The 17,509-nt window shown below is 63.5% G+C and carries 18 protein-coding genes; 11 read left to right on the top strand and 7 right to left on the bottom strand.

Annotated elements, in window-relative coordinates; all coding sequences use genetic code 11:
• Positions 1-54 precede the first annotated feature (54 nt).
• Entirely contained in the window at positions 55-1,401 is a 1,347-nt protein-coding gene (gene dnaA, locus IT293_01470) for a chromosomal replication initiator protein DnaA (protein ID MCC6763307.1), read from the bottom strand.
• A 186-nt stretch (positions 1,402-1,587) separates the two neighbouring features.
• Here dnaA and hemL point away from each other — a divergent pair, with 186 nt between their 5' ends.
• The 6 genes from hemL (at position 1,588) to IT293_01440 (ending at position 5,569) form a co-directional block, all read left to right on the top strand.
• The gene (gene hemL, locus IT293_01465) at positions 1,588-2,862 is read left to right on the top strand and encodes a glutamate-1-semialdehyde 2,1-aminomutase (protein ID MCC6763306.1); all 1,275 of its coding nucleotides are present in this window, start codon (positions 1,588-1,590) and stop codon (positions 2,860-2,862) included.
• Complete coding sequence (locus IT293_01460; GenBank protein ID MCC6763305.1) at positions 2,859-3,080, top strand: AtpZ/AtpI family protein; 222 nt, start codon at positions 2,859-2,861, stop codon at positions 3,078-3,080. Before hemL ends, IT293_01460 begins: the two co-directional genes overlap by 4 nt.
• Positions 3,077-3,448, top strand: coding sequence for a hypothetical protein (locus IT293_01455; GenBank protein ID MCC6763304.1), 372 nt, complete (start codon positions 3,077-3,079; stop codon positions 3,446-3,448). The genes IT293_01460 and IT293_01455 overlap by 4 nt, the downstream gene beginning before the upstream one ends.
• 1 nt (position 3,449) lies before the next feature.
• Entirely contained in the window at positions 3,450-4,142 is a 693-nt protein-coding gene (atpB, locus tag IT293_01450; protein ID MCC6763303.1) for a F0F1 ATP synthase subunit A, read from the top strand.
• Between the two features lie 99 nt (positions 4,143-4,241).
• Entirely contained in the window at positions 4,242-4,559 is a 318-nt protein-coding gene (locus IT293_01445) for an ATP synthase F0 subunit C (GenBank protein ID MCC6763302.1), read from the top strand.
• 119 nt (positions 4,560-4,678) lie between these two features.
• Entirely contained in the window at positions 4,679-5,569 is an 891-nt protein-coding gene (locus IT293_01440) for a ParB/RepB/Spo0J family partition protein (protein MCC6763301.1), read from the top strand.
• A gap of 5 nt (positions 5,570-5,574) precedes the next feature.
• On the opposite strand, the gene IT293_01435 is transcribed toward IT293_01440, so the two are convergent.
• Positions 5,575-6,891 carry an HlyC/CorC family transporter gene (locus tag IT293_01435; protein ID MCC6763300.1) on the bottom strand — a complete coding sequence of 439 codons (1,317 nt, stop codon included), beginning with the start codon at positions 6,889-6,891 and terminating at the stop codon, positions 5,575-5,577.
• Positions 6,892-6,984: 93 nt separating this feature from the next.
• Here IT293_01435 and IT293_01430 point away from each other — a divergent pair, with 93 nt between their 5' ends.
• Both IT293_01430 and IT293_01425 read left to right on the top strand, forming a co-directional pair.
• Positions 6,985-7,614, top strand: a complete 630-nt coding sequence (locus IT293_01430; protein MCC6763299.1) for a hypothetical protein — start codon at positions 6,985-6,987, stop codon at positions 7,612-7,614.
• Between the two features lie 348 nt (positions 7,615-7,962).
• Positions 7,963-8,217, top strand: a complete 255-nt coding sequence (locus IT293_01425) for a hypothetical protein (GenBank protein MCC6763298.1) — start codon at positions 7,963-7,965, stop codon at positions 8,215-8,217.
• A 68-nt stretch (positions 8,218-8,285) separates the two neighbouring features.
• On the opposite strand, the gene IT293_01420 is transcribed toward IT293_01425, so the two are convergent.
• On the bottom strand, positions 8,286-8,735 hold the full coding sequence (locus tag IT293_01420) for a hypothetical protein (protein MCC6763297.1): 450 nt from the start codon (positions 8,733-8,735) through the stop codon (positions 8,286-8,288).
• A gap of 296 nt (positions 8,736-9,031) precedes the next feature.
• On the opposite strand from IT293_01420, the gene IT293_01415 reads away from it, so the two are divergent.
• Both IT293_01415 and IT293_01410 read left to right on the top strand, forming a co-directional pair.
• Positions 9,032-10,411: a glutamate--cysteine ligase gene (locus IT293_01415; GenBank protein MCC6763296.1), complete on the top strand. Its 1,380-nt coding sequence runs from the start codon at positions 9,032-9,034 to the stop codon at positions 10,409-10,411.
• 806 nt (positions 10,412-11,217) lie between these two features.
• Entirely contained in the window at positions 11,218-11,622 is a 405-nt protein-coding gene (locus IT293_01410) for a hypothetical protein (GenBank protein ID MCC6763295.1), read from the top strand.
• A 19-nt stretch (positions 11,623-11,641) separates the two neighbouring features.
• Here the strand turns inward: IT293_01410 and IT293_01405 are convergent, their stop codons facing one another.
• Positions 11,642-12,928, bottom strand: coding sequence for a L,D-transpeptidase family protein (locus IT293_01405; GenBank protein MCC6763294.1), 1,287 nt, complete (start codon positions 12,926-12,928; stop codon positions 11,642-11,644).
• Between IT293_01405 and IT293_01400 the strand changes: the two genes are divergently transcribed.
• Positions 12,906-13,970 (top strand): D-alanyl-D-alanine carboxypeptidase, encoded by a 1,065-nt coding sequence (locus IT293_01400; GenBank protein ID MCC6763293.1) that lies wholly within the window; start codon positions 12,906-12,908, stop codon positions 13,968-13,970. The two genes, IT293_01405 and IT293_01400, sit on opposite strands and share 23 nt — an antisense overlap.
• A 7-nt stretch (positions 13,971-13,977) precedes the next feature.
• Here the strand turns inward: IT293_01400 and IT293_01395 are convergent, their stop codons facing one another.
• The 3 genes from IT293_01395 to IT293_01385 are packed head-to-tail and all read right to left on the bottom strand — an operon-like array spanning position 13,978 to position 17,503.
• Positions 13,978-14,661 carry an HAD family hydrolase gene (locus tag IT293_01395; protein ID MCC6763292.1) on the bottom strand — a complete coding sequence of 228 codons (684 nt, stop codon included), beginning with the start codon at positions 14,659-14,661 and terminating at the stop codon, positions 13,978-13,980.
• A complete protein-coding gene (glpK, locus tag IT293_01390; protein ID MCC6763291.1) occupies positions 14,622-16,082 on the bottom strand; it encodes a glycerol kinase GlpK in 1,461 nt (486 codons plus the stop codon). Before glpK ends, IT293_01395 begins: the two co-directional genes overlap by 40 nt.
• Positions 16,079-17,503 (bottom strand): FAD-binding oxidoreductase, encoded by a 1,425-nt coding sequence (locus IT293_01385; GenBank protein MCC6763290.1) that lies wholly within the window; start codon positions 17,501-17,503, stop codon positions 16,079-16,081. The genes glpK and IT293_01385 overlap by 4 nt, the downstream gene beginning before the upstream one ends.
• Positions 17,504-17,509: the final 6 nt, after the last annotated feature.

Genomic DNA, 17,509 nt, shown 5'->3' with positions numbered 1-17,509 from the left:
GACGGTGCAGAAGACGTCCCCAAGCGATCCAACGATCATCCACAGGGTGCGATCTCATCCCTTACGTTGTGTCAATCGTTCGAGCTCATCGAGAGCCGTTCGGAGACGTTCGTCGTTCTTGAGGCGACGGTCGATGGTGTTCACGGCGTGAATGACGGTGGAGTGATCTCTACCGTCGAAGCGCGCTCCGATGGTGGGAAACGAGTTCGCCGTGAGCTTTCGCGCTAGGTACATGGCGACCTGACGGGGAAACGCGATGTTTCTGCTGCGCTTCTTGGAAAGCAGGTCACCGAGCCGAATGCCGTAGTGTTCGCACACGGTCTGCTGGATCGCCTCGATGCTCAGCGTAGTGCGGCTGCGAAGCAAGTCGTGCAGGACGTGACGAGCGAAGTCGACCGTGATTGCGGTCTTGGACAAAGAAGCGAATGCCGACAGCCTCGTCAGACATCCTTCGAGCTCGCGCACGTTGGAGTCGATCTTGGAAGCCAAGTAGATGGCGACCTCGCGCGGAAGGTCCAGACCGTCGATTTCCGCTTTCTTCTCGAGGATCGCGACCCGGGTTTCCATGTCTGGAGGCTGCAAGTCGGCGATGAGACCCCATTCGAAGCGATTCCTGAGACGCTCCTCGAGCCCGGGTATGTCTTTCGGCACCGTATCGGAAGTCAGGATGATCTGTCGGTGAGCTTCGTGCAGAGCGTTGAACGTGTGGAAGAACTCCTCCTGGGTACGCTCTCGGTTCGCGAGGAACTGAACATCGTCGATGATGAGGACGTCGATTCTCCGGAAGGTCGATTTGAACTCTTCCATGCGGTCGCGCCGGAGTGCCGTTATCAGTTGCGTCATGAAGGCTTCGGCGCTGAGGTACGCGACCCTGGCCTCGGGGTTCATCTCGAGGGTGGCGTGTCCGATCGCGTTTGCGAGATGCGTCTTGCCCAGGCCTACCCCTCCGTAGAGGAACAGCGGGTTGTAGTGATGTCCCGGTTGCGCAGCGACGGCTTTGCAGGCTGCGTTGGCGAACTGGTTGCTCGCTCCCACGACGAAGGTGGAAAACGTGTACCGTGGTACAAGGGCGCCCACCCGGATCGGACGCCGGCGTCCGACGGGTGTCTCGCCCGGGAACAGTTCTCCTTGGGCGCGGGGTGCGGCGAGGACGCTGATACGACACGCACGTCCGGCGGCGAGCATGGCCTCCTCGAGGCTTCCGGGGTGATGGAGGCTCATCCAGCTCGCTACCGAGGCGGTGGGTGCGACGAGACGAAGCTCGTCACCGTCCATTCCGGCGAAGCGGAGGCCCTCGACGCCTGCTTGATAGGCTTCGGGTCCGAACTTGGTGAGCAGCAACTCGCGAGCTCGCTGCCACGCGAGTTCGGGCGAGGTCTCGACGGGTGCTGGGCGGCTCATGGCAGCCGACGCCAATGTCGCTTCATAGGTCGATCAACATCGCATCACATGAACGAACCAGAGCAACGAGCAAGAAGGCGGGTGTAGACCCTTTGATCTGGGCACGCAAGCAGAAACGTGCCGATGATGATCGCGATGACCGCACGTTGACCCCTTGGTGGCGCGATGGTACCCGCCAATCGTCCGATGACGCTCTCGACGAAGCTCTACGACGAAGCGTCCCGTTTGTTTCCGGGCGGCGTGAACAGTCCCGTGCGTGCCTGGCGAAACGTGCGGGGCCGTCCGCTCTTCATCACCCGAGCAAGCGGCGCCACCGTCACCGATGCCGACGGCCGAACGTATCGCGACTTCGTCGGGTCCTGGGGTGCTGCCATAGCCGGCCACGCGAATCCCGCGGTAGTAGGCGCCGTGCATTGCGCGGCGAGCAATGGTCTCGGGTACGGAGCGCCGACGCCTTCGGAGATCGTACTGGGACGTGCGATCGTCGAAGCCATGCCGTCCATCGAGCGCTTACGTATGGTCAATTCCGGCACCGAAGCGACGATGTCCGCTGTACGCGTCGCGCGAGCATACACAGGGCGCCCGAAGATCCTCAAGTTTGCGGGCTGCTATCATGGCCACTCCGACGGGTTACTGACTCGTGCGGGATCCGGGGCGCTGACGTTCGGCGTTCCCGACAGCGCCGGAGTTCCGGAGGCGATCGCCGCGAATACGCTGGTTGCAACGTACAACTCCGAGGAAGCCGCCGCATATCTTACCGCCTACGGCGACGAGGTGGCGGCGGTCATCGTCGAGCCGATCGCCGCGAACATGGGAGTAGTGCCCCCAGCCGACGGGTTCTTGCAGCGTCTCAGGCAGATCACCACCGACGCCGGTGCGCTGTTGATCTTCGACGAAGTCATCTCGGGCTTTCGGATAGGACGCGGTGGCGCGCAGGAGATGTTCGGCGTCCGACCGGATCTGACTTGTCTAGGCAAGATCATCGGCGGCGGTCTTCCGGTTGGGGCGTTTGGCGGTCGCGCCGACGTCATGGAGCTGCTGGCACCCCTCGGTCCCGTCTACCAGGCAGGGACGCTCTCCGGGAACCCCGTCACGATGGCGGCCGGCGCTGCTACGCTTTCCCTACTCGACGGACCGGCGTACGAGAGGCTCGAAAGGATGGGCGCTTGGGTCGCTTCCGAGCTTTCGGATGAGCTCCGACGTTCGAGCATCGTGGGGTGCGTGCAAGGCGTCCGCTCCATGTTCACGATTTTCTTCGGAATCGAAGCTCCGAGGTCGCTTTCGGAGGTCGAAGGTGCCGATCGAGAGGCCTTTCGAAAATTCTTCTTTGCCATGCTGGAGCGGGGTTTCTATCTTCCGCCTTCCCCATTCGAAGCGGCTTTCGTCTCGCTAGCGCACACGGAATCGGACCTCGAGGCATTGGTCGCAGCGGCGCGAGAGGCACTCCGCGGCATCCGATGAAGGCCCCCGCGGACTCGTCCTTCTTCCGTTATGCAAAATATTTCGCGGTCGCGTTCGAGTTCATCGGGTCCATAGCGGCTGGAGTTTTTCTCGGCAGTGCGCTAGACGCCTGGCTCTTGACCGCGCCGTGGCTGGTGATCGCGATGACCATCGCGAGTACCGTGGTCGGCTTCTACCGGATGGTCCAGATTCTGCAGCGCCTGCAACGAACTCGATGAACTTCCGACTCAAACGCATCCAGGGATTGGTACTGCTGCTGAGCGTACTGGTCACCGTTCTGGCTCAGTCCGTCGGATTCGTCACGCCGATGGGAATCCTCATCGGGGGCCTGGCTGCGTGGCTGGATTTCGTCGTCATCAAGGAGTTGGGCTCTGCGATGCTCGTCCGTCGAGTGGCGAAGTCCCACATCGTGCCGTTGGCGTGCGCGAAGTCCGTCTTGTTGGTGCTGATCCCGGCGGGTGCCCTTGTACTTCCGAGAAGCGTCGTCGACGGAGTGTCGTTCGCCGTCGGCGTCACGATGCTTCCCCTCGCTATCGTGATCGACGCGTGCCTCGGAATACCCTCGATGCAAACTGGAGACGCGTGAGATGGAGCACGGCTTTGCTTGGGTGCAACACGTTCCTGGACTGGCGCTGCTCGAGCCTCATACCGCGACGGCATTGCTGGTCATGGTCGGTTTGCTGCTTTTCGCGCTCCGAGCGCGTCAGCAATTGGTTTCGGCGACGGATGTCGTCGTGCCAGACCAGGGGTTCTCGGCCCGGAACCTGGCCGAGGTGATCACGGAGTTCATCACGAATCTCGCCGAAAGTGTGATCGGCCACGACGGCCCGAAGTACGTTCCGCTCTTCGCCAGCCTCTTCGTGTTCATTCTGGCATCCAACCTGATCGGTCTGATCCCCGGCTTCACGCCTCCGACCGACAACTTTAACGTTACGCTCGCGCTGGGTGTCGTCGCTTTCGTGGCGTACAACTACTACGGCCTGCGCGCGCATGGCGTGGCGTACCTCAAACAGTTCGTTGGTCCGTTGCTGCTTCTGGCGCCGCTGATGATCGTGGTGGAGATGTTCAGCCATCTGTTCCGTCCCGCCTCGCTGGCGATTCGTCTTTACGGCAACATGTTCGCGGACCATCTGCTGTTGGGAATCTTCACTGACCTCACGAAAGTACTGATCCCGGTGGTCTTCTATGTTCTCGGAACGTTCGTTTCGCTGGTCCAAGCGCTGGTCTTCACTCTGCTGACAATGGTCTACGTCGGGCTCGCGATCAGTCACGATCACTGAGGACTTCACGGTTCATTCGATTCGATCGGTCCTGCACGGGGAAGAGGAAAGAGAAGGATGAGGGGAGCACGGCCGGCGAATCCCAAACAGGAGGGTAGGATGTCATACATCGTTCGTATCGTGGTTCTCGTACTGGGGATGATCGTCGTTGCGAGCCCGAGCTTCGCCGCGGAGGGCACGGCGGCGGATGCGAGTGGCCTGATCGCTCTCGGCGCCGGTCTTGGCATCGGCATCGCTGCGCTCGGTGTGGGTCTCGGTCAGGGTCGTGCGACTGCGGCCGCAATGGAGAGCATCGGTCGGAACCCCAACTCGGCCGATCGCATCTTCGTGCCGATGATCATCGGCCTGGCGTTGATGGAGGCTCTGTGTCTTTACGCGCTGGTGATCGCATTCTTCTTGCAGGGAAAGATCGGGTAAGAAACGCGGAAGGGTCGCTCGTTAGAGCGACGTTCGGGCGAGGGGCGGGACGGTTGTTCCGCCCCTCGTTGTTTTTGGGAGGCTCAAAAACAGCTTGGGTTCGTGGCCGCTTTTGGGCTATGGTCCTCGAGACCGACGCTCCGAAGCTCCTGATTCCTGTGTTCGCGTGGTGGTTGGGAAAGGAGGTCGCGGTGGAAGCAAACGCTGGAGCAGCGCGAGGTGTCGCCTTCGCTGCAGGTCAATTCGCTGGTCGCCAGAAGGTTCTCCTCGCGGCGATACCAATCGACGATCTGCAACCGAACCCGCAGCAGCCTCGTCGGTTCATCGACCCAGAGGCGCTCGAAGAGCTCACCGCCTCCGTTCGGCAACGAGGGATCCTCCAGCCGATCATCGTGAAGCGTGAGGGTGACCGGTACCTCATCATGGCCGGTGAGCGTCGGTACCGTGCAGCCAAGGCGGCTGGATTGACGGTAGTGCCTGCGATCGTCCGCGACGACGACGCGAACGAGATCGCCTTGATAGAGAACCTGCAGCGGGAGGACCTGACCGCCCTCGAGGAAGCCGAAGGTCTCGGGGCCATGGTCGCTCGGTACGGATACACCCATCAGGCGCTCGCGCAACTGCTGCACAAGAGCCGCCCGTATGTCTCCAACACGCTCGTGTTGACGCACCTTCCCGCCGAAGTGAAAGCGGAGCTGCATCGTTATCCCGCAGTGTCTCGCGAGATCCTCATGACGATCGCGCGCCAAGAGTCGGAAACGGAGATGCTGAAGCTCTGGCGGCGCGTGAAGCTGGTCAACATCTCGGTCCACAAGTTTCGCGAATCACGTCGTCCCGATCGGACGACCTCTCGTGCGCGTGAGGTGATGGCTGCGGCGCGTCGAATCAACAGGAAGCTCCGTGACTTCAAGGTGGAATGCCTGGAGGGGGACGAGCGTCAAAAGCTCACGCGGGTGCTACGGAGAACCAGAAAGCGCGTCGAGCTTCTCCTGGGTGCCCTCGGAGCGTAGTGAAGTCAGTCCATGGACGCGCCTGACACCGGTTGCTCTTGCTTGGTGAGCAACAGCTTGCTCACACGGCGCCCCTTCATTTCGATGACCTTGGCCGTGTAGCCGTCGAGCGACACCCAATCGCCGAGTCGCGCGATACGCCCCAGCCGAGCGATCATGTAGCCGCCGAGCGTGGAGCTCTCCTGGTCGGGTAGGGTGAACCCCAGGCGGGCAGCGATCTCGTCTAGAAGGACCAGGCCGTCGACGACATAGCCGTCCGGGGTCGCCTCCATACGGGGGGTTTCTGTGTCGAACTCGTCTTGGATCTCGCCCACGATCTCTTCGAGAATGTCCTCGAGGGTCACTAGACCCGAGGTGCCGCCGTACTCGTCGACGACGACAGCCATGTGTACCCGGCGCTGCTGGAAATCGCGCTGGAGCGACTCGAGTGGTCGACTTTCCGGAACGAACAAGATGTCGCGCTTCAGCTTCAGAAGATCCGAGCTGTCTCGCAAGCCTTCGACGGGTTGAAAGAGATCCTTGGCGTGAATCATGCCGACGACGTGATCGATGTCGTCGTCGCAGAGCGGATATCTGGTGTGCTGCGTCTGACGGATCGTGTCGAGATTCTGGGTGAGCGATCGACGCAAGCTCAGGTACACGATGTCGGCTCGGGGAACCATGATGTGTTTGGCCGATCGACGTGTATAGTCGAAGACGTTCTCCAGAAGCTTCCGCTTCGAAGCGGACAGTGTTCCCGTGCGATGCGACTCGGCGAGCAGCAGCCGGAGCTCTTCTTCCGAGTGCGCCAGCTCCGTTTCGGTGGCCGGCGTGATGCGCAGGAGCTGGAGAAAGAAGCCGGACGACGCGTTCAAGAACCATAATGCCGGGTAGAAAAGACGATAGAAGAGTCGCAACGGAGGCGCGACCAGCAGCGACGTTTCTTCCGGCCGGCGGATCGCGAGCGACTTGGGGGCGAGCTCGCCGAGCACGATGTGCAGGAATGTGATGACGGCGAACGCTATGGTCAGCGAGATGCTGTGGATGACTTTCTCCGACCATATACCGAAGGAAGCGAACAAAGGGCCGACGATGCTGGCGAATGCAGGCTCGCCTATCCACCCCAGTCCCAAACTCGCCAAAGTGATGCCGAGTTGCGTGGCCGACAGGTACGCGTCAAGGTCCTTGATCGCGTTCTCGACCGCGACCGAGCCGCGGACGCCCTCGCGAACGAGCTCTTGCACCCGTGTCGAGCGAACTTTGACTATTGCGAACTCGGCGGCGACGAAGAACGCGTTCAAGAGTACGAGCAGAGCCGCTAGAAGCAGATAGCCCGTACTCATGCGTTGCGATCGTCGGACATAGGGCTCTCTGGCGAAACGGAAAGAGGCGACGTTGGAGGAGCCCCCATCACGGGTGGTCGAGAACTGTAGCCAATGCGACGGATGCACCGCAAGGGCGGCATTTCGGCTGCTGACACGTCCAGGGCTGCTGGTGTAGGTTGCCAGGGAGCGAAACCGAGGAGGGTGCACATGCGAAGGGATATGAGGACGGTCATCGCTACGTTACTGACGTTGGGATTGGCAGCGCCCTGTTTCGCGGCCGCGACACCCATCGGTCCCGGTCGGCCCATAGGAGAGCAAGGCTTCGAACGCCAGCTCCGAATGAACCCAGAGCTCCGCTCCTTCGTGGAGCTACGCGGGTATCCCGACTGGGTCGAGGAGGTGGAGGTCGACAGCACACGACCGCTCGATGCGTACGAGCTTCGCCTCTACTATCTGCGTTTCGACCGCGAGGTCGCGTTCACGCGGGCCTTCATCCTCGGTCGTCCGCAGGTCAGCCTTCGCCTCTTCGATCGTCCGATCGCGCCGGCGGATCGGGCGCGAATCGAAGAAGCGTACCTCGCGATCGATCCAGCCAGACGATCCGAGCGCGCCGCGGATCGCGCGATGGCGGCGGCCGAGCACGCCGAGCGTGCCGCAGATGCCGTGGAACGCCTCGCGGATCACGCCGAGCAATTGAACGAGCGGATGGAACGAGACTTCCACCGCCGCTTGCGCAAGTAGCATCGGTTCCTTCATCTCGCGATCGGGTGCAGCCGCAGTCTTTTGAGGAATCGGGCGTGTGCGCACGATTCTAGGGGCGTGCGATCCTCCGAGAACGACGCTGCGCGCGCGCAGGCAACTCTCAATGCGGCGACCCTAGAAAATGCGGGTTTCCCCGCTGGCGGGAAAAGTCGCAACCAGTTGGATCGCAAGCAGATTCACCGTCGACGGCCACCGTCGTTCGCTGTCGCCACCGCAGTGCTCCGCGCTCCCGAGAAGATTCGAACCAGAAAGGGGGCCCGATGGCACGGAACTTGGTCACCATGCGTCGTAGTCACACTCCGCGTTGTCGAGAGGAGATACCGACGCATGTTCGGCGAACCCACCACCGCTTCCGCGAACTCCCGCCCCGCTCTGCTCAGCGACATGCATCTCGATTTCCGCAGCTCGTACGAGACGATGTTCCTGCTCGTGGAGCTGTCGGATGCGATGAAGCGGGGCGTCCGGCACTACAAGCTGGACGGGACTCCCCTTGATCGCCTGAACAACGTCGTCGAGGCGCTGATCTTCGACGGAGAGGTCTTCTTCGACGACGCGACGAGTTCCGCACCGCTCGGACACTGAAACCGGAAGCCTTGGCGAGGTCGTCCGTCGTACGACGACTTTTCGGGCCAGTCTTCTTGGATCGCTGACTAGGCCGATTTCTTCAGGTACTCACGCGGCCCCGTGATGCTGTGTCGGCGACCGTTCACGCGGCGAAACGGAAAGCGGTAGAGCGTCGGCTTGCCTTGTCGGATGCGGTGCAGCTCGGCCGCCTTCCAACGCGCCATACCCGTACGAAGGTACTCAGGCTCGAGGTTCAAAGCCGCGCATACGTTCTCGAACGAGAACGGCCAGTCCGCTTCGGCACCGGACGTCCAGCTTTCGACCTCTTCGACCAACCGTTGGCTGCGCCTGTTGTCCGACATCACGTGGCGCTGGAAAGTTGCGATCGCTTCCTCCAGCACCGCGAGCATGAGTCGCTTCTCGGGTTGAAAGGCCCCGTCCGAGCCGACCCGATCGAAGTATTGAGCCGGGACGAGCGTGTCGGGCTCGAGAGGAGTTGCGGTTCGCTCTTCCGTCACTGCGCTACGCAATTCCATCGATCGATCCTCCCCGGTTGAGCGACGCCGGCTGCTGTGTACCCAACCTGGCCCGGGAGAGAGCAGTTGGCATGCCACCAGGGTTCGTACGCGCTAACATCCCGATGTAGCGGCGATCGCATGTCGGAGGTTTGATCGGATGGGCCGTCGCTCGGCGGCCTAGATTGGATCGAAACGAGACCGTTATGCGGTGAAACACGACAGCCGGTGAGGCTTCCGGGCCGGGCTATTCCGCAACCAAGACACGCCGTACACGCGTTGCTACGACCCGGCGATCTGGTAGCTTCCGCCGTCCGATGTCGGAGTTCACGACGGGGAGCGACCCAGCAGCGCAGCAACCGATCGAAGACGTCGAGCAGTTGATTCGCTATGTGGCGAGCGGCGCGAAGCCCGAAGCCGACTGGCGTGTCGGCACGGAGTACGAGAAGGTCGGGGTCCTTCAGGAGAATGGCTGGGCAGCCCCCTTCAGCGGAAAGCGCGGCATCGAGACCGTGCTCGAGCGCCTCGCCGAGCGGTTCGGGTGGATCCCGAAACGCGAGCGTGGTCGGCTCATCGCTCTCACGGGTCGCGATGCGAACATCACGGTCGAGCCCGGCGGACAGCTGGAGCTCAGTGGTGAGCAGTGCTCGAGTATTCACTGCGCCCACGCGGAGCTGATCGAGCACATCAAAGAGATCGTCACGGTCGGCGCCGAGCTCGGGATCGTTTTCCTCGGCCTCGGTATTCAACCGGTCAGCCGGGTCGAGGCGATCGAATGGGTGCCCAAACGGCGGTACGAGATCATGGGTCCGTACATGACGCGCGTCGGAACTCTGGGTCAGAAGATGATGAAGCAAACGGCTACGGTGCAGGCGAATTTCGACTTCGGCGACGAACGCGATGCGATGCGAAAATTCCGGGTGGCAATGGGGCTCGTCCCCTTGATCTCCGCGATGTTCGCGAACTCGTCCCTTTCCGAGGGGAGGACGAACGGCTTCATGACCCTGCGGGGTCACATATGGACCGATACTGACAACGCGCGTTCGGGACTGATGCGGTTCGCATTCTCACCCGAGGCGAGTATCGACGACTACGTCGAATGGGCGCTCGACGTGCCGATGTATTTCATCATCCGAAACGGAGAGTACGTGGAGACGCATCAGACGTTTCGCGACTACGTGCGGAACGGCATGGGAAGCGAGCGCGCCACTCTCGAGGACTGGGCGCTCCACCTGACGACGCTCTTTCCCGAGGTTCGGCTGAAGCGATACCTCGAGGTGCGGAGCGCGGACAGCCAGCCGCCGGAACTGATGCTGGCGTTGCCGGCGTTGCTCAAGGGGATACTCTACGAGCGGGACTCGCTGGAAGGGGCGTGGGATCTCGTGCGCTCGTGGACCTGGGAGGAGCGGCTGGCGATCTATCGCGACGCGCACCGCGAGGGCCTCTACGCGCGGATCAGGAGGATCGCCCTCGCCGACCTGGGTCGCGAGCTCGTCACCATCGGCGCAGCGGGCTTGCGCCGACAGAACAAGTTGGATGCCAAGGGCGAGGACGAGCGGATCTATCTAGACCGGCTCGAAGAGCTGGTGCGTCACGGGAAGTCTCTCGGACGGATGCTTGCGGAGCTCTGGGAAGGTCCGTGGAATCGCGACGTCACACGCCTCATCGAGCACACAACGTACCGGCTCCCGCAGTAGGTTCCTCCACGGCCATGCCGACGCGTCGGTGATGCGTCAGCCGCTGACGATGCGCTAGCCACGTCGAGGACCGTCGCTAAAGTGTCGTCGAGCGTAGGAGAACCACGACAATGAGCGAAGCCGCAAGCTGGGAACCTAGTTTCGTGCGAGTGACGACCAGACCGGGAGCAATTCGCCGACTTCCGCTCGAAGGTGTCTTAGTCGCCAATGACGGGCTCGAGGAAGTCCGACTGTCGCCTGCACGCGGTACTACGGCGTCCGATCGCGCCCCGAGCGTCCGCGCGTTCCTCGTCCAGGGCGAAGCACTCAGCAGTGCCGGTCTGCAACGAGGGGACTACCTCCTGGTGGACGTCGCGCGCGTGCCTGAGCCGGAAGGTCTGGTCCTCGCCAGGGTCGCCGGCCGCCCCACGCTTCAGTGTGGCTCCGCTCTTCGGGAGATGGAACCGCCTTGCGACATCGTGGGAACCTTCGTCGGGATCATCAGGCGTAAGGGATTTCCACCGCGCTGCGGCGCGCCACCTTCAGGTGACGATGCTCTCACTCTCGCGACCGCTCGCTCTCCTAGCCGACAAGGGATTCTGCGTAGTCAGCTGAGCATGCTCGAAGCGACCCGAGCCACGACGCGCAATCCCCGTCTCCGAAGAGCGCTTCGCAATGAGGCGGAAATGGTCCGTAAACAGCTTCAGATCAGCGTACTTGACAATTAGCCCTGCTAATTGTCGATCGTAAGCTTTTTCATTTCATACGCCCTCTCCCACGGGCTAGTAATTTGCCGCAACGCGGCAATTCGAGGGGAGACAAGGGTCATGCAAGCAAGGGGTAAAAAGTCAGAGGGTGGCACCGGTGCTGGGCTGTTCGAGCCGGATATTCTGTTGCCGAATCAATATTTTGCCGCTTTTCGCCGGGGTCGGGCGGTAGAGGGTGAGCGTCGTCTGATGCTGGCGGTCCTCGAAGACGCTGTCGACAGCTACCGAAAGCACGCAGCGGCTTGCGACCCGCGTGAGCAGGCATGCTTCCTCGAGGCAAAGGAATGGTTCTCGTCGAACGATCGCTCGTGGCTCTTTGCCTTCGAGAACATCTGCGACGTTCTGGAGATGAACGCCGACTATCTGCGTTCCGGCCTCGATCGCTGGCGCCGGGCCGTCGCGGTTCGCGCCTCGCAGCGCAGCGAGGTTCACTACGAAGGTGCTTTGCAGAACGCTATAGCGTGAGGTGTTGAGCGGCCGGGCTTCAATGTTGGGGCGCGGCCGTTTCCGGTCTTCCCCGGTACGAGACAGACGTGGGAACACCAGTCTGATCTCGGATCGAGCGGTGTAGACGCACCGGATCGACGCGATCGATCCAACCACGCTGCGCAATGATCCGGTTCGCTTCGTCTTCCAGGTTGCCTCGGAGCCCGTAGATGTCCGGGTGGACCTCGACGAAGATCTCGCCGTCGCGACTGCCCAGCTTGACGGGTTGGTAGAGGAACTCCCCGGGACTCCCAACCGTCACCTCCCGAAAGAGGATCGCGATGTCCTCGTTGTAGAGTCGGATGCATCCATGGCTGACTTGCATGCCGACACCCCAGGGCATGTTCGACCCGTGGAGTGCGTAGAGCGGGAGCGTCAATTCCAGACGATACTGGCCGAGCGGGTTCTCGGGGTCGCCGCCCGCGATAAACGTTCGGGGATCGTTGCGCTCACGGATGTGCTCGGCGCGGATCGATTCCGGGATGACCCAGGTGGGGCTCTCGGTCTTGCCTCGGATCTTGAACGTTCCCTCCGGCGTTCGCCAATCGTCGCGACCGAGTCCGACGGGATAGGTCACCAGGGTTCCGCCGCGGAAATGGTAGAGCCGCATCTCCGGAATGTTCACGATGACACCCGCAGGACGGGCGTCCGGCAGCACGAACTCCGTAGGGATCACCAGCACTTCTTTCGGCGATGGCATCCAAGGGTCCACGCCGGGATTCGCGGACGTCATCTCGTTGTATCCGAGGTCGAAATGGCGACCAACGTCGAGCAAGGTGTCGCCCTCCTCCACGACGTAAGTCTCGAGGGCACCGACGATGCTTGTGCCACCCGCTCCGGGCGATCCGCTGACCGGGTAACGAGTCGGGTTCCGGGTGGCGAAGTCTTCCTCGGTCCATCTCGATGCGTTCGTCGACGTCGCGACGAACGTCAGGAGCGATCCGAGCCACAGGACAGCACAGACCCCACTGACCACCGCGACACGCCTCGTAACCCCAATCCCCATTCCAACGCTCCTCGAAACGACAGCCACCGCGCCGCGATTCTGACGACGTCCGCGGCTGGTCGGCCGGTACTCTGGAGCAAGGCGCGTTTCTTGTCGAGACGGAATGACCTGTGAAATACTGCCTTCGCGGCAGGGTGCGAAGGTCGGGAGGCAAATCGCGATGCAAACCGGTAGTCGGTGGGTGTGGGTGGCGGCGGTTGCGGCAATGCTCGTGCAGGTGCGACCGGCGGCATCGAATGCGGCGGACGCGCCGCGCGTGACGGCGAAGTCGGCGATCATCGTCGATGCGCGAACGGGAAGCGTGCTCTGGGCGCAGGATCCCGACGAGCAGCTCCCTCCGGCGAGCACGACCAAGGTCATGACGGCGATCTTGGCGTTGGAGAGCGGTCGTCTGCGGGACCGGGTCGAAGCGAGTCCCGAGGCGTGCATGGTGGCACCGAGCAAGGTCAACCTCCGCCCGGGGCAACGTCTTCTGCTCGAGGATCTCGTCTATGCGATCCTCCTGAACTCGGCGAACGATGCGAGCATCGCGATCGCCGAGCATCTCGCGCCGTCAGTCGACGCCTTCGGCGCCCGCATGACGGCTCGAGCCCGGCTGCTCGGTGCTAGGAGGACGCGCTTTGCGAATCCTCACGGGCTTACGCAGGACGGGCATTATTCGACCGTCCGGGACCTGTCGACGATCTTTCGCTATGCGCTCGCCGTCCCGAGGTTCCGGGAGATCCTCGGGACCAAAGCAGTCGTCGTCGGCGTCGAGAACAGCACGCGTCGTATCGCTCTGCGGAGCCACAACCGGCTTCTCGAGAACTATCGCATCCCCGTGATTGGGAAGACGGGCTATACCATCGCGGCGAAGAAATGCTTCGTCGGGGCCGGCAGCTACGGCGGCCGCGAGATCATCGTTGCGCTGATGGGATCGCGAGACCTCTGGGGCGATGCCCGTCGGCTGCTCGAGTTCGGCTTTGGCGACGAGATGCCGCCCGACGCGGATCGACGATCCAAGACGCAGCAAGCGGTGAATCGTGCTCCGCAGAGCGAACGACGCGCGTCGACGGCGAGCGCAAAGGCCGTACGATTGCCTCAGTACGCTATCCACGTCGGGACCTTCGATCGCCAGGATCGTGCGGAGCGTCTGGGTCGCGCCCTCGGCCGACGAGGATTCGACGTGTCGGTCGATCGCCTCGCCGACGGTCGAGGTCGGCGGCGTCGCGTCCGGTATCGCGTGGAGGTTGGGCCCTACAAGGACCGCCGACAGGCGGAATCGGCGGCGCGAACGATGGCGGCGCAGGTCGATTTGCCGACCCGTGTCGTGCAGCGCTGACGGCCTCTCAGGGGATCGCGAGTAGATCCGGGAGTTCGCGAAGCTCTGCGATGGCGCGTGCCGTGCCGCTGCACGAGCCGACGCCGACGTACGGAACACCCGCGGCCGCGGCCGCGTCGCGGTCTATCGACGTGTCGCCAACGTAGACCGCGGCGGATGCCGGGACCTGGGCCCGATCGAGATTTGCCAAGAGAAGATCGGGGGCCGGCTTCGCGCGCGGTACGTCGAGGATGCCGAGCCAGGCCGACAGAAAGCGATCGAGACCGAAGCGACGCACGACCTCTCCGACGGTACGCCCCCGGTTCGTCGCCATCGCCACGCGACAATGACGCGCCAGACGAGCCAACGTGCCGTCGAGCGCGGGCGTAGGACGCATCAGTTCATAGAAAGGCGAGTAATCCGCGTGCGAGGCCGCCGCTTTGGCGCGTGCGAGCATGGCATCATCGTCGGAGAAAAGGTGCGCCCAGAGCTGCGGACCCGACATGCGCTGACACAGATCGCGGGCCATGCCGACGAGCGGGCGGTGGCCGAGATCCTTCAGGACGGAATCGTAGAACGCGACGTTTGCTTCGAACGAGTCGAACAGGACACCGTCGCAGTCGAGAATCACAAGTCGAACCGCGCTGCCGCGGGGCAACGTGTCGGTTGGGGTCACGGTTGTCGGCGGCCGAGCTCTACGATGCGCTTCCACCGCGCCATGCGCTCCGTGCGCTCCTCCGAGCTCCAGCGCGGCTCGAACGACTTGTCGCGACGCCACATGCGGTCGAGCTCGGCGACGTCCCGCCAGAACCCGGTCGCCAAGCCCGCGAGGTAGGCGGCGCCGAGACACGCGGCGTCGAACACGACCGGCCGTTCGACCGGTACGCCGGTCACGTCAGCCTGACACTGCATGAGGAAGTCGTTCCTCGCGGCGCCGCCGTCGACGCGCACGACGTCGAGGGTGGATTCCGGAGCATCCGCGCGCAACGCCTCGATCACCTCCCCGCAACGGAAGGCGATGCCCTCGAGTACCGCTCGGATGATCTGGGCGCGGCCGGTTGCACGCGATAGTCCGCCGATCACCGCACGTGCTCCGGGATCGAGGTAGGGCGTGCCGAGCCCTTGGAACGCCGGAATACACCAGACGCCACCACTGTCCTCGACGCTCCTCGCGATCGCCTCCGAGTCCGCCACGTCCGAGAGGATGCCGAGCCCGTCCCGGAGCCACTGCATGGCGGCCCCGACGGTCACGGCGCTTCCTTCGAGACAATACGATCGTGCGCCATCGAGCTCCCACAGCACGAGCGGGAAGCAGCCGTTCGGGGACAAGCGAATGGACGGGCCGACGTTGAGGTCCATCATCGCCGCCGTTCCATAGGTGATCTTCATCATCCCGGGCTGGATGCGGAGCTGTCCGAACATTGCGGCTTGCTGATCTCCTGCACGCGCGGCAAGCGGGATCGGGGCGCCGAACAGGTTCGTGTCGGTGACTCCGGCGATCGCGCTCGTCGAAACGATCGCCGGAAAGCTCGCGTGCGGCAGGTGCAGGCTCTCGAGCAACGCCGCGTCCCAGCCGCCGGTCAGGAAATCGTAGACCCCCGTGCACGAGGCGTTCGAGTCGTCGGTGACGTGAGACGTTCCGCCCGACAACTGCCACGTGAGCCAGGTATCGACCGTGCCGAACCGAAGGCGTCCGGCATCGGCGCGCGCCCGCGCGCCCGGGACGTTCTCCAGGACCCACGAGAACTTGGACGCGGATTGCAGCGGGCTCAAGATGTAGCCGCGCCGTCCGAGATCGTTGCAGTACTCGACGGTCCGGAGATCCTGCCAGCCGATGGCGGGATAGATCGGCTTTCCGGTGTCGGCGTCCCATACCAGCGCGGAAGCACGCTGGTTGCAGATGCCGAGCCCCGCGATCTCCGTGGCCGGTATCCCAGCGCGCTTCAGGGCGGCGCGCGCTACTTCGAGCGAGCGGGTCCAGAGTTCGAGCGGGTCGTGCTCGACCCAACCCGGTCGGGGACAAAGGAGCGAGATCTCCGAATGGGCCGTCGCGACCTCACGCCCGTCGTGGTCGAAGATGTAGGCGCGGACGCCGCTGCCGCCCTCATCGATGGCGAGGACGTGCGAGCTCAAGCGCGGCGGCTCGTGGGGTCGGGGAGCAGTGCTCCCGGGTTCATGATCCCGAGCGGATCCAGAGCCTGGCGGATCTTCGTCAGCAGCGGATACGCCGACCCGAGCTCGCGTGGAAGCCATTCTCGGCGAACTCGGCCGATGCCGTGGTGATGCGAGATGGTCCCGCCGGCCGCGAGGGTCGCCTCCATCGCGGCGTTCCAGATGCGGAAGTAGAGATCCTCGAGATCCTCGGGTCGGTCCGGCCTTCCGGCGAAGGTGAAGTAGATGTTGGTACCCGTCGCGTAGCTGTGAGAGCTGTGGCCCGACGCGACGAGGATTCCTGGGACGGCGCGCATTCCCGCCAGAACGCCGGCGTAGAGGCGGTCGATCCGGTCCCAGGTCGATGCCACCTCGATCGTGTCGACGACCATGCCTTGGTTGAGGAAGTACTCGAACCCCGGAACCGCGTTGCGATGATGGAGCCAGCTGTCGACCGGCGCGGCGCCGACGACCCGACCGCCCACATCACCGGCGACGCGGATCGCGCCGTCGAGTTCCACGCGGGTGAGCTCGGGTGGGCCCTCGGTCAGGACCAGCAGCAGGCTTTCGCCGTCATTGGCCGCGCCCGCGAAGGATCGGCCCGCCTCGATCTCGTCGTAGAGCCGCAGGACGGCCGGGCGCCACCCCGAGCGCATCACACGGCGAAGCGCCTCGAGGCCCACGCTCATCGATGGGAACGCGATCGCCACCTTCTCGGTCGACGGCGCCAGCGGGTGAATCTCGTACGTCAGCTCGGTCAGGATGCCCGTCGTGCCCTCGGCGCCGAGGAAGAGGTGTCGCAGGTCTTGCCCCCCGGCTGTCCGCGGTACGGCGCGCGTGCGCACCACCTCACCGTCGGGCAGCACCGCCTCGAACGCGACCAGCATGTCCTCGATGTTGCCGTACTTGGTCGAGAACTGACCTGCGGCGCGGGTCGCGACCCAGCCACCGACCGACGACAAGGCGATCGATTGCGGGAAGTGGCCCATCGAGTACCCCGCGTCGTTCAAACTCTGCTCGAACTCCGAACCGAGAAGCCCGGGTTCGACGGTCGCCAGCAGGGCGGTTCCGTCGATGTGCTTCAACGTCCGCATCGCTCCGAGATCCACGACGATCGAGTGCTCCGGTGCCAGGACCGCGCCGCATACGCCGGAACCGGCGCCGAAAGGAACGACCGCCACGCGCTCGCGGGTCGCGTACCGGAGCACGGCGCTCACCTCGGCGGTCGCTGTCGGGCGAACGACGCACACGGGGTTCGCGATCGGCGCGTTTTGCAGGCTCCGCCAGACCGAGATGACCCAGGTGTCCCGACGGGCACGTGCGAGGGTTGCGGGATCGTCGACCACGCGCGCGGGGTCGAGAAGATCGTGCAGGTCGTAGCGAATGCGTTCGGCGGTGCGCATCGAATC

This window comes from Deltaproteobacteria bacterium (assembly GCA_020848745.1).
In the GTDB taxonomy this organism is placed as follows: Bacteria; Desulfobacterota; Binatia; order UTPRO1; family UTPRO1; genus UTPRO1.
This window is presented reverse-complemented; position numbering and strand designations above follow the sequence as displayed.